The following is a 12,667-nucleotide window of genomic DNA, read 5'->3' as shown; positions in this document are numbered from 1 at the left end:
CGGCGCCTCCGCCCCACCCGGAGCTCACGCCCCAGCCGAACACGGCTGGCGCGTTCGCGTTTGTCCCGTGGGGAGGAGAACTGCCTCTGGGGAGGAGGATCCGAGCCGGATCCTCCTCCTGAGGCGCAGATCTCCTCCCGAGCGGCCGGCCTGAGGTGGCCCGAGCGGATGCTGCGCGGCGGCCCTTCGATACGGGAGATCTTCGTCACCGTGACGGGAGAGACCGGTGCCGAGCCCGCCGAGATCGACGGGCGTATCGCCGATGCGTCAGTCTGACCGGGAAGTGCCGGCGCCGATTGCACACGGCCGACGCGTTCGATGTCTGCTCGTCGGGAGGAGATCTGCGCCTGGGGAGGACGTTTCGAGCCTGAACCTCCTCCCGAAGGGGAGTTCTCCTCCCGACGGCGTGGCCCGACGGCGTGGCCCGACGGCGTGGCCCGACGGCGTGGCCCGACGGCGTGGCCCGACGGCGTGGCCCGAGGGCGTGGCCGGAGCGACCCCGAGGGATGGACCGAACGGATGCTGCGCGCCCGGAACGCACTGCGGGCCGAGGCGAAGGCCCCGGCCCGCAGCATCCGCTCGTGGATCAGAGAGGTGCGACGATGTCCTGCTCGACGTCCCACTCGGTGATCTCGAGGGAGGTCTCGATCATCTGGCCGGCGGCCTCGGTGCTGCCGGTCGTCGCCAGCACCACGTAGTCGTCGGTGACCTCGAACACCACGTCGACCGGGACGCCCTGTGCCTCGGACGTGCCGCTCACGAGGTAGACGTCCTGACCCAGGCGGCTGCCGGTTCCGGTGACGGTGAACTCGCCGGTCAGCGCGCCTGCGGCCGTGGCCGGGTCGGTGCCTGCTGCCGTCGCGGCACCGCTGCTGAGCGCGGCGACGATCGGGTCGCTCGAGTTCGGGTCGGCGACCTGCCAGTCGGTCGTGGGCGTCTTGACCCAGGCGTCGTCGCCGATCAGGATCAGCGATCCCATGGGCGTCACCGTCTCGACGGCATCCGTCGCGGGGTTGTACCGCGCGGTCGTGTCCATGCCCAGGATCGACGTCTTGGCCTGGTACCCGGCCGTGTCGGTCATCGCCTCGGTGATGCAGGCGCCGAGCGCGGCGCCGTCGACGGTCGCGCCTTCGGTCAGCTCGGGGCAGTCGGACTCGGGCGCGGCGGTCTCCTCCGCGGCCGCAGTGGGCTCTTCCTCGGCGGGCTCCTCGGCACCCGCGGTGCACCCGGTGAGCAGTACTGTGGCGGTCAGGACGATGCCGACCCCCCATTTGTTGACGCGCATGGCGTTCCCCCTTCGGTCGTGTGCGCGCTGAGTGTCAACCCGCACGCATTCCAGCATGCCAACTGCTCGGAGATACGCGTGGGGGCAGGCCGAAGGTTTCTCCGCTAGACTGTCAAGGTTGTCTGCCATCAGGCGCCCACTCGGGTGGCTCGGCAGATGACGTTCACACACCCTCCTGCTTCCGGGAACGTCCCGGAAGCCGTTCTAGTCCGAAGGAGGTGGGTAAGTGACGCACCAGTACGAACTCATGGTCATTCTGACCCCCGAGATCGACGAGCGCCAGGTCGCCCCTACGCTCGACAAGTTCCTGAAGGTCATCACCAACGATGGTGGCTCGATTGACAAGGTCGACATCTGGGGTAAGCGCCGTCTGGCTTACGAGATCCAGAAGAAGAACGAAGGCATCTACGCCGTCGTCAACTTCACCGCTACCAGCGAGGCCACGCAGGAGCTCGACCGTCAGCTGAAGCTGAACGAGCAGATCATGCGCACCAAGGTCCTCCGTTCTGAGGAAGCTCAGGCGATGGTCGCGTTCGAAGCGAAGCGCACCGAAGAGAAGGCTGCTCGCAAGGCCGCCAAGGCTGCGAAGGCCTGAGTCCGATGGCCGGCGAAACAGTCATCACCGTGGTGGGCAACCTCACGGCCGACCCCGAGCTGCGCTACACGCAGAACGGACTGCCGGTGGCGAACTTCACCATCGCTTCGACGCCTCGGAACTTCGACCGCGCCGCCAACGAGTGGAAGGACGGCGAAGCGCTGTTCCTCCGCGCGTCGGTCTGGCGCGAGTTCGCCGAGCACGTGGCGGGTTCGCTGACCAAGGGCATGCGCGTCATGGCGCAGGGCCGTCTGCGTCAGCGTTCCTACCAGGACCGCGAGGGCAACCAGCGCACCGCTATCGAGCTGGAGGTCGACGAGATCGGCCCCTCGCTTCGGTACGCGACCGCGCAGGTCACCCGTGCGGCGTCGACCGGTGGCGGCGGCGGTGGTGGCGGCGGACAGTCGCGCCCCGCACAGCAGCAGCAGGTGTCGGAAGAGCCGTGGTCAACGCCCGGCTCGTCGACGAGCGCAGATGCCTGGAGCACTCCGGGCAGCTTCGGCGACGACACCCCGTTCTGAAACAACTTCTGGAACCGGGTCCCTGAGCCTGTCGAAGGGCTCGGCATCCGTCTCATCATTAAGGAAAAACAATGGCTGGAAAGTCTAGCGGCGACCGCCGCAAGCCGCGGAAGGGTGGCAAGCCCACCGCTCCCGCGAAGTCGATCCGGGTCGGAGTCATCGATTACAAGGATGTCTCCACCCTCCGCAAGTTCGTCTCGGAGCGCGGCAAGATCCGCGCCCGTCGTATCACCGGTGTTTCGGTGCAGGAGCAGCGTCTGATCGCCACCGCGATCAAGAACGCACGCGAAATGGCACTCCTGCCCTACGCTGGCGCCGGCCGGTAAGGGGTATCGAGATGGCAAAGCTGATTCTCACGAACGAGGTCGCCGGGCTTGGTAGCGCCGGTGACGTGGTCGAGGTCAAGAACGGGTTCGCCCGCAACTACCTCATCCCCAAGGGCTTCGCTACGGCGTGGACTCGCGGTGGCGAAAAGCAGGTCGCTTCGATCCAGGCTGCTCGTCAAGCTCGCGCGATCCACGACCGCGACGAGGCCGTGGCACTGAAGAACTCCCTCGAGGCCACCAAGGTGCGCCTGGCCGTCAAGGCCGGCAACGAGGGTCGCCTCTTCGGTTCGGTCAAGACCGATCACATCGCGGATGCTGTCGCAGCCGCGGGTCTCGGCTCGATCGACAAGCGCAAGGTGCACATCCCGTCGGCGATCAAGTCGACCGGTGAGCACGAGGCCACGGTTCGTCTGCACGACGACGTGACCGCAGTGATCACGCTGCAGGTCGTCGCCGCCAAGTAAGGCACGACACTCTCGAACGCCCTCTGTCCTCCGGGACAGGGGGCGTTCTGCGTTCCCGGCCCGTCGGTGTCTCGGATCGTCTGGTGCCCTCGGCTAGCGGGTGAGACCGAGGTCGGCGGCGCGACGGGGATTCGCCGGCAGCGTCTGATCGACATCGACCGACCGTGACCACCCCTCATCCTCGACGGGGATGCCGCGAGAGACGAGAGCGTGCACGGCGTCGTCGACCCCGTCCACGAAATCTCCTCCGACGTGGGAGCCAGCGACGAGCGAGACGATCACGCAGACAGAGTGCGCGTCGACCGCGCCGATCCAGGTGACGGCGACGCCTCGGGCCGACAGCGGACCGAGCCTGGTCGTGAGGGCCGAGAGCCCGCTTCCGCCGATCAGGACATCGCCGACGACCGACCCCCGTCGGTAGATCCGCTGCACTCCCGCCTCGGCACCAGGCGCGTCTGAGCGGAAATGGGCAGCCCGCATCCCACGGTCGATCTCGACCAGGGCGATGTCGGCGGCATCGGCCGGGATGCGGAAGGTCCGTGCGCCGTTGGCGGCCCACCGCAGGCGGCGGGGATCCTCCGTCACCGCGACACCCGCGGCACCTGCGAGGCGAGCGCCCGTCGACCGCAGCGGTTCTGCATGATGACCTCCCCGGAGAGTCTAGGCGTAGCGCCCGCGCCGTCATCCGAAGCGCTTCGTGCGGGTTCCGGGCGCGACGGATGCCCCGCGCTGGGGACGCGGGGCATCCGTGAACTGTGCGGCATCGCAGACGCGGGCAGGTCTGGGGAACCTGCTCAGGGCATCACGAGACCCGCACACCGACGGTGTCGCATCTCCTCCCCCGAGGACGTCGACACCGTCGGGGTCTGCGGCTACGCCGTCATAGGGCGACGGTGGAGCATTCCGGCTCCGAGGAGGAGCAGGAGTGCGGCGAGGAAGGCGAAGCCGAACGAGGTGGAATCACCGGTGGCGGCGAGTCCCTGTGCCGGGGCGGATGTCGTCACGGCCGCGCCGCCTGCGACAGCTGTCGCAGGCGTGCCGGCGTCGGTGCCGGCTCCCGGTTCTGTGCCGGGAGTCGTGCCGGGATCGGTTCCGGGGTCCGTGCCGGGGTCGGTCCCCGGGTCGGTTCCGGGGTCGGTCCCCGGGTCGGTTCCGGGGTCGGTGCCGGGATCGGTTCCCGGGTCGGTTCCCGGGTCAGTCCCCGGGTCCGTTCCAGGATCGCTCGGGGGAGCCGTGACCGTGCTCTCGCCGACCACGGAGATCGCGTTGCTGCCGATCGTGATCGGAAGAGTCACGGGTGCGGTGACTTGGGTGCCGCCGAGGATTCCGTCGTCACCGGTGGTGGTGCTGCCGGTCGACGGTGCTCCTGCGATGGGTGCGGCGGAGCCTGTTCCGCCGGTGCTCTCGCTGTCTCCGATCACGGAGATCGCGTTGCCGCCGATCGTGACGGGTGCCGTGACGGGTGCGGTCACCTGCGTACCGCTCGCGACGCCGTCGGTACCCGATGTGGACGGCTCTGTGGATCCCTCAGCGCTGCCGCTCGAGGGAGCCGGTGCTGCGGCATCCTGTCCGAGGGACTCGCTGTCTCCGAGCACTGCGATCGAATTGCCCGACACCGTGACCGGTGCGTCGACCTGAATCAGGCCCTGTGTGCCCGACAGCAGACCGTCGTCGCCGTCGGTGGTGATCGCCGGAGCGGGGGCTGGTGCTGTGGCCTGAGGAGCTTCGGCCGGTGCTGCCGACTCGCTCGACGAGTCGCCGAGCAAGGTGATCGCATTGCCGGTCACCGTGACGGGCACGACGACGTCCACGACGGCCTGGGTGCCTGATGCGGCACCGTCGTCTCCGCTCGTCGTCGCTGCCGGAGCCTGTTCGGGCACCGGTTCGGGTGCAGGCGCCGGAGCGGGGGCGGGAGCCGGTGCCTGCTGCGCGGAGGAATCTCCGAGCAGCGAGACGGCGTTGTCGACGATCGTGACGGGCGCCGTGATCGCGGTGTCGGCTTGGGTGCCCGAGAGCAGCCCGTCTTCTCCTGAGGTGTCTGCCGCGTTGGCGGCTGTCGCGCCGAGCAGGGTGATCCCGCCGGCGAGAAGCGTGCCCCACAGGGCCCGCTTGATGTATGTACGCATGATGACCTTCTCCTGACTGGAACTGGGTGTGTCTTGATGGGTGCACGCGAAGAGCATGTGCGCGCGCAGCACGGCATCTGTCGTCCACGAGGAACGACCGGACAACCCGTCAGTCAGGAGAGACGTCGGTGCCGGCGACCAGAGACGTCGGCAAGACGTCGTCGGGTGCGCCGGGGGTGCGCTCCACAGCACGGAGCGCAGAAAGACCCGCGTCGCTGAGGAGCGCGGGGGAGAGTGAGGACGCTCCGCTCGAACCGGCGGAGGAAGAAGGTGCCGCGGGAGCTCCGGCGGGCGGTGCGGACGGCGAGTGCCCTTCGTCGGACTCGGGCACAGTCGTGGCGGGCACGGCGATCGGTGCTGCCGGATGGAGATCGGATGCTGCCGGTTCGGCAGGCTGAAGGCGCGCGACCCCGGCGGAGTACAGGCCTGTCCGCGGATCAGCCTCCGCAGAGGCGACTCCCGCAGGGCTGAAGCCGGGAGGCGTCGCTCCGAGGGCATCGGAGTCGGACTCGGCTGCCGGAATGGCGGGCCATGCGGGAGTGACGCCTGTGATCACCGGAGGTACGGCGTTGTCGACGACCCCGCCGACGACCCCGCCGACGACCCCGCCGATGACGTCGATCACTCCGAGGTCTGCGGTCACGTCGCCGATGATCGGCAGCTCTCCGATCACGTCCGTCACGATCGGCGCCACCGGGGATCCGCCGACGAGATCGATCACGGGAGTGACGACGGTCTCGGTGGTGCCAGCGACGACATCGGTGATCGGATACGTCGCCGGGCCGACGACCGGAACCTGCGCGATCGTCTCCGCGACGTGGTCGACGGTGGGCTGCGCCACGTGCTGCACGGGCTCGACGACCTGGGTGACGACGGGTTCGACGACCTGGGTGACGACGGGTTCGACGACATGGGTGACGACGGGTTCGACGACATGGGTGACGACGGGCTCTACGACCTGGATGACCACGGGCTCGACCACCTGGGCGACCACGGGTGCCGCCGGGGCCACGATCGGGGAGGTCACTGCCGTCACGGTGTCTTCGACGGTCGAGACTGTCTCGCTCGCGACAGAGGAGACGCCGTCGAGCAGCGAATCGTTCGAGCTGTCGTCCGCGCTCGCAGACGACCCGCCCGCGAAGATCGTGATCGCCGCCCATGCGACCGCGCCCAGGCCACCCCAGAGGGCGACAGCCGGAAGGCGGCGCCGGACCGATTGAGCGTTCACGTCGACTTCCCTCCCCCGAGAGCCATCGTTCGTCGTCGACGCACACTGCGTCGATTGCCGGTGACGATACTCCCGGTATATCGCGATGTCTAGAGGGTTCCGCTCGAAAACGACCGCATCTCACGCACATTTCAGAGGGTTGCTCAGTGTGACGCGCCCGGTTGAATCTCGGCTTGACTTTCCCCAGGTTCTACACATCCCCCGCCGGATTCGATCAACCTTCAATGCGCGGTTGAACCACGTTCTCATCCACAGGGTGGGGAAACTGCAAACCCCAGGCCAAGAGGCAAAACGAAAGATCATTTCACGGTACTCCACCGAGTTATCCACATGCGTTCTACACAGACTCTCCGGACTTGTTCGCACGCTTTCCACATAGTTATCCACAGGGCGTGTTGCGACCGAAAACCGCCGCTCGTAGCGTGGTGCAGCGACCCGATGTCGGAAGTGCCTGTTTTGCTGTGCGAACGGTCCTTCTCGAACTGAATCGCATCGAGTGGCCGACGCAGTCGGCGCCGAGCGCACCGGAAGAACGTCGCAGCGAAGGGAGCAGTGTGTCGATCGCCGACATCTCAGAGGAGCGCCTCGGGGGCAAGCGTCCGCCAGAGCGCACGCCCCCGCACGACACGCTCGCGGAACAGAGCGCGCTGGGCGGAATGCTCCTCTCGAAGGATGCTGTCGCCGATGTGATCGAGACGCTCAAGGGCGCTGACTTCTACATCCCCAAGCACGAGCTCATCTTCGAGGCGATCCTGTCGCTCTACTCGCATGGTGAGCCGACGGACGTCGTCGCCGTCACCGACGAGCTCATCAAGACGGGCGAGCTGAGCCGCGCCGGCGGTGCCGACTATCTGCACACGCTCACCTCGATCGTCCCCACCGCAGCGAACGCCGGATACTACGCGGGCATCGTGTCGGAGCGGGCGATCCTGCGTCGTCTGGTCGATGCGGGCACGCGCATCGTGCAGCTCGGCTACGACGGCCAGGGCGACGCGACCGACATCGTCAACAACGCTCAGGCCGAGATCTACTCGATCACCGGCTCCGAGACCGCCGAAGACTACGTGCCGCTGCAGATCGCGGTCGACGCGGCTCTCGAAGAGATCGAGGCAGCCAGCGGCCGCGACGGCTCGATGACGGGTGTGCCGACCGGCTTCAAAGAGCTCGACGAGCTGACGAACGGCCTTCACGGCGGCCAGATGATCGTCGTCGCCGCGCGTCCTGCGATGGGTAAGTCGACGCTCGCGCTCGATTTCGCACGCTCGGCATCCATCGGCCACAACATCCCCTCCGTCTTCTTCTCCCTCGAGATGGGCAAGAGCGAGATCGCGATGCGTCTGCTGAGTGCCGAGGGTCAGATCCCGCTGCAGAACATGCGCAAGGGAAACCTCGACCCTCGCGACTGGACGACGGTCGCCGCCACGCGAGGCCGCATCAACGATGCTCCCCTCTATATCGATGACAGCCCGAACATGACGCTGGTCGAGATCCGCGCGAAGTGTCGTCGGCTCAAGCAGCGCGAGGGGCTGCGGATGGTCATCATCGACTACCTGCAGCTGATGACGTCGGGAAAGCGCGTCGAGTCGCGTCAGCAGGAGGTCTCGGAGTTCTCGCGAAGCCTCAAGCTGATCGCCAAGGAGCTGCAGGTTCCGGTCATCGCTCTGTCGCAACTGAACCGTGGTCCCGAGCAGCGCACCGACAAGAAGCCCGCGATCAGCGACCTGCGCGAGTCCGGCTCGATCGAGCAGGACGCCGACATGGTGATCCTGCTGCACCGCGACTCGGTGTACGACAAGGACGTCCGCCCGGGCGAGGCCGACCTGATCGTGGCCAAGCACCGTAACGGACCCACGGCGACCATCACCGTGGCGTTCCAGGGCCACTACTCGCGCTTCATGGACATGGCGCCGGGCGGCGACTTCAATGAGGGTTCCTGAGTGAAATGTCCAATTCCGGGCTGATTTGTCATAGAGATGTCCGATGGGACAGGTCGGCCGGAATTGGACGAGACTGCGTAGTCTGCTCAAGTCGGAGGCAGCGGGCGTCGAGCGTGTCGGGTCCGTGCCAATAGGCGACTCGTGCTTGGTGCCCGCCGTCGTGCGTGCGCGAGTCTCGTTCTGTCGCTCCGCGCTCGGCTCGTGGCCGCAGGTCTGCCGTTAGATGTTGTTCGCGAACGCCTGCTCGAGGTCAGGCAACTGCGCGAGCAATGGATGCGCGAGGCGTCGATACCGAGTTGCTCGTTCGAGTGTCGACTCATCGACTGCGGCGACGATGCCGAGCTTGATGCACCTGGAGAGCAGTCCGTACGCGATGTTCGTAGGGATGTCGGTGCGATGGAGCAGATCCCGCATGGTGAACTCATCCGTATCGAGCTCGCGGAGGGCGCAGAGGAACGCGAACATGTTGCTGTTGCCGAAGAGCAACTTCGACTGTTCGCGTGTCGTGGTGTTCGTCACTGCTTCCTGCCCCGTTCGCACGCGTTGCACATGTGCAACCTAGACATGTCTAGCGTAGTAAAGCCGTCAGCCGAGGGTCGAGTGTCGGCTCAACTGTATGAGTTGACGTCGGGCGGTGCACTGCATGATTCAGACGTCAACGGGCGCCGCCCGCGTCGCTCACCGGCCCGTCGAGGCTGTGTGAGGTCGAGCGGGCTGGGTGCTACTCGTTGCATCGCGAGCAGTGCAGACGGACTATTGCGCTGTGCGGCGTATGCAGGCAAAGTAGTCCCATGGCTGGCATTTCGCGAATCGCGAATCGCGAAAGATGTGGCGAGCTGTGGGAAACGTCGGTGCACGTGCGTCGGCCAGCAGGGGCGGTCGACGCACTGACGCTGGCGCGACTGTCGCTTGAGGCGATGGGCGATTCCGTGCCGTTCAGGTCGTTCCGGTGGAACCACGGCCAACCGAACTTTCCGGGTTCGTTCTGGTCCGAGAAGATGCAGGCGCATGTTGGCTACGAGTCGCGTCTCGAACTCAGTCACTTGCGTGTGGCCGAGTTCGATCACGATGTTGTGCGCATGTGGTCGCAACCGTTCAAGCTCCTCGCCGCAAGCGGTACTCGGCGTGCACACGTGCCGGACTACGGGACTGCCGCACGAACAGGTGACAGTTGGGGTGTCAGGCCGCGAGTGCGACCGGGTTCATGATGGTCTCGTATTCGATGGGGGTCAATCGGCCCAGGCCAGCTTGCCGGCGGCGTCGGTGGTAGGTCCTTTCGATCCAGGTGATGATTGCGATTCGGAGCTCTTCTCGGGTTCGCCACCGTTTGCGGTCCAGGACGTTCTTTTGCAGCAGGGCAAAGAACGATTCCATCGCGGCATTATCACCGGCAGCGCCGACCTGGCCCATCGATCCGATGAGGTGATGACGGTTCAGAGCGTGCACGAACTTCCGGGACCTGAACTGAGATCCGCGGTCCGAATGGACGATGCAACCGGCCGCGTCGCGACGCCGGGATACTGCGTTGTCCAGGGCGTTCACCGCGAGACGGGCCTTCATTCGGTCGCTGATCGAGCAGCCCACGATGCGGCCGGAGAACACGTCTTTGATGGCGCAGAGGTAGAGCTTGCCCTCGTCGGTCCAGTGCTCCGTGATATCAGTGAGCCACAGTTCGTTGACGTCATCGGCGGAGAAGTCCCGCTTGACGAGGTCGTCGTGGACTGGCGGGCCGGGCGCTTTCCGTTCTTGGCGCGCTTCTTCCCGAACACGGACCACCACTGGTTGTCTCGGCAGATCCGCCACGCGGTCCGCTCACACATCTCCTCGCCGGCTCCTGCCGCTTCGCCGACGAGGAACCGGTAGCCGAACTCGGGATCGTCGTGGTGGGCGTCCAGCAGCGCGTTGGCGCGATACGCCTCGACTATCTCTGATTCCGTGACCTGGTGTTTGAGCCAGCGGTAGTAAGGCTGGCGGGAGAGCTTCAGGACCCGCAGGGACACCACGACGGGGATGCCGTCAGCGGCGAGCTCGCTCACGAGCGGGTAGAGCCTTTTCCCGGCAGGTTCGCCTGCGAGAGGTAGGCGGCTGCGCGGCGGAGGACCTCGTTCTCCTGCTCCAGCAGCCGGATCCGCTTGCGGGCGTCGCGCAATTCGGTCGACTCCTCCCGGCTCCTTCCGGGGCGGTTGCCGTCGTCGATGTCGGCTTGGCGGATCCATTTGTGGAGCGTCATCTCATGGACGCCGAAGTCCTTCGCGATCTGCGCGAGACTGACGCCGTCCTCACGGGACCGGGCCACGCGCACGACATCTTCGCGGAACTCCTGTGGGTAGGGAGCGGGCATGGTGCACATCCTTCCAGGCCGCCCTACGGGCAAGCCAGATCAGATGTCACCTATCAGTGCGGCAGTCCCGCGGCAATTATCAGTATCAACGTCAAGTCGTGTCATGCTGATACCCACGTAAATCATCAAGGAGCAGGGGCAAGCATGAGGAAAGTGACCAAAGCCACGATCGCGGGAGCGCTCGGTGTCGTGTTGCTTACAGGCGGGACCACGTTCGCTTTGTGGAGCGATTCGGCAAACGTGAACGGGGGCACGGTGAACTCCGGCACCCTGGCACTCACGCCATCGGGCACACCCGCGTGGAACGACATCTCGACCCCGACACCGGTGCCGATCACGATCGCGGACTTCCTCATCGTGCCCGGAGACACGATCGAGTACACGGCCGCCTTCACTGTCGACGCATCGGGAGACAACCTTTCAGCCACCCTCAATGTGTCTGATCCGGTCGCGGCTACCGGTGATGCGGCATTGCTCGCAGCGACTACGGTCACCCAGACGTTCACATATGTCGGCGGTGAGCCGGTTACCGATGGGGCCATCACGAGCGCCGACGATGGCGAGGTGATCAACGTGACCGTGACGATCGTGTTCGATGAGAGCACACCGGGCACGACCGCGCAGGCCGAGAGCATCAACCTAAGCGATATGACAATCACCTTACAGCAGGACGCCCGGTAACGCCCGCGCCCGGATACGGAAGCCCGTTTGAAACGTCTCGCCGTCACCATCGCAGCGGTCGCGCTGGTCCTCCTCGTGGGGACCGGTACGACTGCGGCGCTGTGGAACGATTCCGAGGCCGTCGAAGGCACCACCGTTAACTCGGGCACCCTGAAACTCACGATGAACGGGCAATCACAGGTGACGATCGGACCGTTAAGCGGTCTCTACCCTGGTGGCGTCATCGCCACGAAGATCGCGCTCGCCGGCCAGGCATCCGGCAATCTCGGGCTCGACTACACGCTCGCAGCCATCCTCTCTGACACCTCGTCGGCCTCGTCGACGCTGTACGGCATCATTGACGCTCAGGTCTTCACCCAGAGCGATGCGGGAGCCTCCTGCGCATCCACCGGACTACCCGACGGGATGCAGGTGTACGGCAGCGGTGGGGGCTTCACAGAACTGAGCGCACTGGTCGTAACCGAGTCACTCGTTGCTCCGGCTGCGGATTCCGCGACGACCCACTTGTGCATACGGTTCACGATCCCAGCTGGAACTCCGCCCGACGTCGGCGGCATCGAGCTCAGCGGGGCGGCGACGACCTTCACCATCACCGCGACGGGTGAGGGCACCCGATGAGCGCGCGGGAGCAATCGCGTAGACGGCGGCGATGGCAGCTGCCGCTCGCGGCGCTCCTCATGATCGGTGCGGGCGCACTAGCGCTCCCCGCTTCGGCGCAATGGTCGGCGAACGCACAAGCCTCGGTCTCCGCCACGGCGGGCTACCCGGCAATCACCGTGAGTAACGGGCAATGGCTGAGTTGCCGAGGACCACAGTTTCACAACGGATACGCGGACAGCATCGGCGCGGACTTTCAGGTCGTGCAGTATCTGTACCGCGATCAGATCGCGCCGGTGTTCAGCAACTTCAGGGTCTACCGGATCGTCGGCGGCGTGACACGGGACCAGCTGTGGGCACCCAGTTCCGCGCCGTTGGACAATCCGAGTCAGTACAACTACCTGTTCCACGGCCGCGGCACCGAGTTCTACAACCTGCCGCCCGACAACTCACCGATGCAAGTGTATGTGCGACCGGTCTACGCCAGCGGTTGGCTGGGCCCCAAGAGCAACACAATCACGATCTATCCTCAGCCGGACCTCAGCCAGAGCTACTGCCAGAAATGA

The 12,667-nt window shown here is 66.0% G+C and carries 13 protein-coding genes and 1 pseudogene; 8 read left to right on the top strand and 6 right to left on the bottom strand.

Going from position 1 to position 12,667, the window contains the following annotated elements:
• Window positions 1-586: 586 nt before the first annotated feature.
• Window positions 587-1,285, bottom strand: coding sequence for a hypothetical protein (locus tag QMA07_RS16490; RefSeq protein WP_290163852.1), 699 nt, complete (start codon window positions 1,283-1,285; stop codon window positions 587-589).
• 226 nt (window positions 1,286-1,511) lie between these two features.
• Between QMA07_RS16490 and rpsF the strand changes: the two genes are divergently transcribed.
• From rpsF to rplI, 4 genes are all read left to right on the top strand, one after another.
• A complete protein-coding gene (rpsF, locus tag QMA07_RS16485) occupies window positions 1,512-1,880 on the top strand; it encodes a 30S ribosomal protein S6 (protein WP_042541520.1) in 369 nt (122 codons plus the stop codon).
• A 5-nt stretch (window positions 1,881-1,885) separates the two neighbouring features.
• On the top strand, window positions 1,886-2,401 hold the full coding sequence (locus QMA07_RS16480) for a single-stranded DNA-binding protein (protein ID WP_042541519.1): 516 nt from the start codon (window positions 1,886-1,888) through the stop codon (window positions 2,399-2,401).
• A gap of 71 nt (window positions 2,402-2,472) precedes the next feature.
• Entirely contained in the window at window positions 2,473-2,727 is a 255-nt protein-coding gene (gene rpsR / locus QMA07_RS16475; RefSeq protein ID WP_042541518.1) for a 30S ribosomal protein S18, read from the top strand.
• An 11-nt stretch (window positions 2,728-2,738) separates the two neighbouring features.
• Window positions 2,739-3,191: a 50S ribosomal protein L9 gene (gene rplI / locus QMA07_RS16470; protein WP_140038506.1), complete on the top strand. Its 453-nt coding sequence runs from the start codon at window positions 2,739-2,741 to the stop codon at window positions 3,189-3,191.
• Between the two features lie 93 nt (window positions 3,192-3,284).
• Here the strand turns inward: rplI and QMA07_RS16465 are convergent, their stop codons facing one another.
• The 3 genes from QMA07_RS16465 to QMA07_RS16455 all read right to left on the bottom strand — a co-directional run bounded on the left by QMA07_RS16465 (window position 3,285) and on the right by QMA07_RS16455 (window position 6,545).
• Complete coding sequence (locus tag QMA07_RS16465) at window positions 3,285-3,776, bottom strand: hypothetical protein (RefSeq protein ID WP_290163843.1); 492 nt, start codon at window positions 3,774-3,776, stop codon at window positions 3,285-3,287.
• Window positions 3,777-4,063: 287 nt separating this feature from the next.
• On the bottom strand, window positions 4,064-5,317 hold the full coding sequence (locus QMA07_RS16460) for a chaplin family protein (protein ID WP_290163841.1): 1,254 nt from the start codon (window positions 5,315-5,317) through the stop codon (window positions 4,064-4,066).
• 109 nt (window positions 5,318-5,426) lie between these two features.
• Window positions 5,427-6,545 (bottom strand): hypothetical protein, encoded by a 1,119-nt coding sequence (locus QMA07_RS16455; RefSeq protein ID WP_290163839.1) that lies wholly within the window; start codon window positions 6,543-6,545, stop codon window positions 5,427-5,429.
• A gap of 554 nt (window positions 6,546-7,099) precedes the next feature.
• On the opposite strand from QMA07_RS16455, the gene dnaB reads away from it, so the two are divergent.
• Complete coding sequence (gene dnaB / locus QMA07_RS16450; RefSeq protein WP_290163837.1) at window positions 7,100-8,482, top strand: replicative DNA helicase; 1,383 nt, start codon at window positions 7,100-7,102, stop codon at window positions 8,480-8,482.
• Between the two features lie 219 nt (window positions 8,483-8,701).
• Here dnaB and QMA07_RS16445 read toward each other — a convergent pair whose 3' ends face one another.
• Entirely contained in the window at window positions 8,702-9,001 is a 300-nt protein-coding gene (locus tag QMA07_RS16445) for a hypothetical protein (RefSeq protein ID WP_140038498.1), read from the bottom strand.
• Window positions 9,002-9,661: 660 nt separating this feature from the next.
• Window positions 9,662-10,823, bottom strand: a pseudogene (locus tag QMA07_RS16440) (IS3 family transposase).
• Window positions 10,824-10,976: 153 nt separating this feature from the next.
• On the opposite strand from QMA07_RS16440, the gene QMA07_RS16435 reads away from it, so the two are divergent.
• Genes QMA07_RS16435 through QMA07_RS16425 form a run of 3 tightly spaced genes read left to right on the top strand, consistent with a single transcriptional unit; the run spans window position 10,977 to window position 12,667 of the window.
• A complete protein-coding gene (locus QMA07_RS16435; RefSeq protein ID WP_290163835.1) occupies window positions 10,977-11,504 on the top strand; it encodes an alternate-type signal peptide domain-containing protein in 528 nt (175 codons plus the stop codon).
• 27 nt (window positions 11,505-11,531) lie between these two features.
• Window positions 11,532-12,122 carry a SipW-dependent-type signal peptide-containing protein gene (locus QMA07_RS16430; RefSeq protein WP_140038495.1) on the top strand — a complete coding sequence of 197 codons (591 nt, stop codon included), beginning with the start codon at window positions 11,532-11,534 and terminating at the stop codon, window positions 12,120-12,122.
• Window positions 12,119-12,667, top strand: coding sequence for a hypothetical protein (locus tag QMA07_RS16425; RefSeq protein WP_290163832.1), 549 nt, complete (start codon window positions 12,119-12,121; stop codon window positions 12,665-12,667). Before QMA07_RS16430 ends, QMA07_RS16425 begins: the two co-directional genes overlap by 4 nt.

This window comes from Microbacterium sp. APC 3901 (assembly GCF_030407765.1).
GTDB lineage: Bacteria > Actinomycetota > Actinomycetes > Actinomycetales > Microbacteriaceae > Microbacterium.
The sequence above is the reverse complement of the archived record's forward strand: the minus strand, read 5'-3'. Positions and strand labels throughout refer to the sequence as shown.

Coding starts and splice junctions, on each gene's coding strand:
- QMA07_RS16490 (WP_290163852.1), bottom strand. CDS start 1,285: ATGCGCGTCAACAAATGGGGGGTCGGCATCGTCCTGACCGCCACAGTA.
- QMA07_RS16480 (WP_042541519.1), top strand. CDS start 1,886: ATGGCCGGCGAAACAGTCATCACCGTGGTGGGCAACCTCACGGCCGAC.
- rpsR (WP_042541518.1), top strand. CDS start 2,473: ATGGCTGGAAAGTCTAGCGGCGACCGCCGCAAGCCGCGGAAGGGTGGC.
- rplI (WP_140038506.1), top strand. CDS start 2,739: ATGGCAAAGCTGATTCTCACGAACGAGGTCGCCGGGCTTGGTAGCGCC.
- QMA07_RS16460 (WP_290163841.1), bottom strand. CDS start 5,317: ATGCGTACATACATCAAGCGGGCCCTGTGGGGCACGCTTCTCGCCGGC.
- QMA07_RS16425 (WP_290163832.1), top strand. CDS start 12,119: ATGAGCGCGCGGGAGCAATCGCGTAGACGGCGGCGATGGCAGCTGCCG.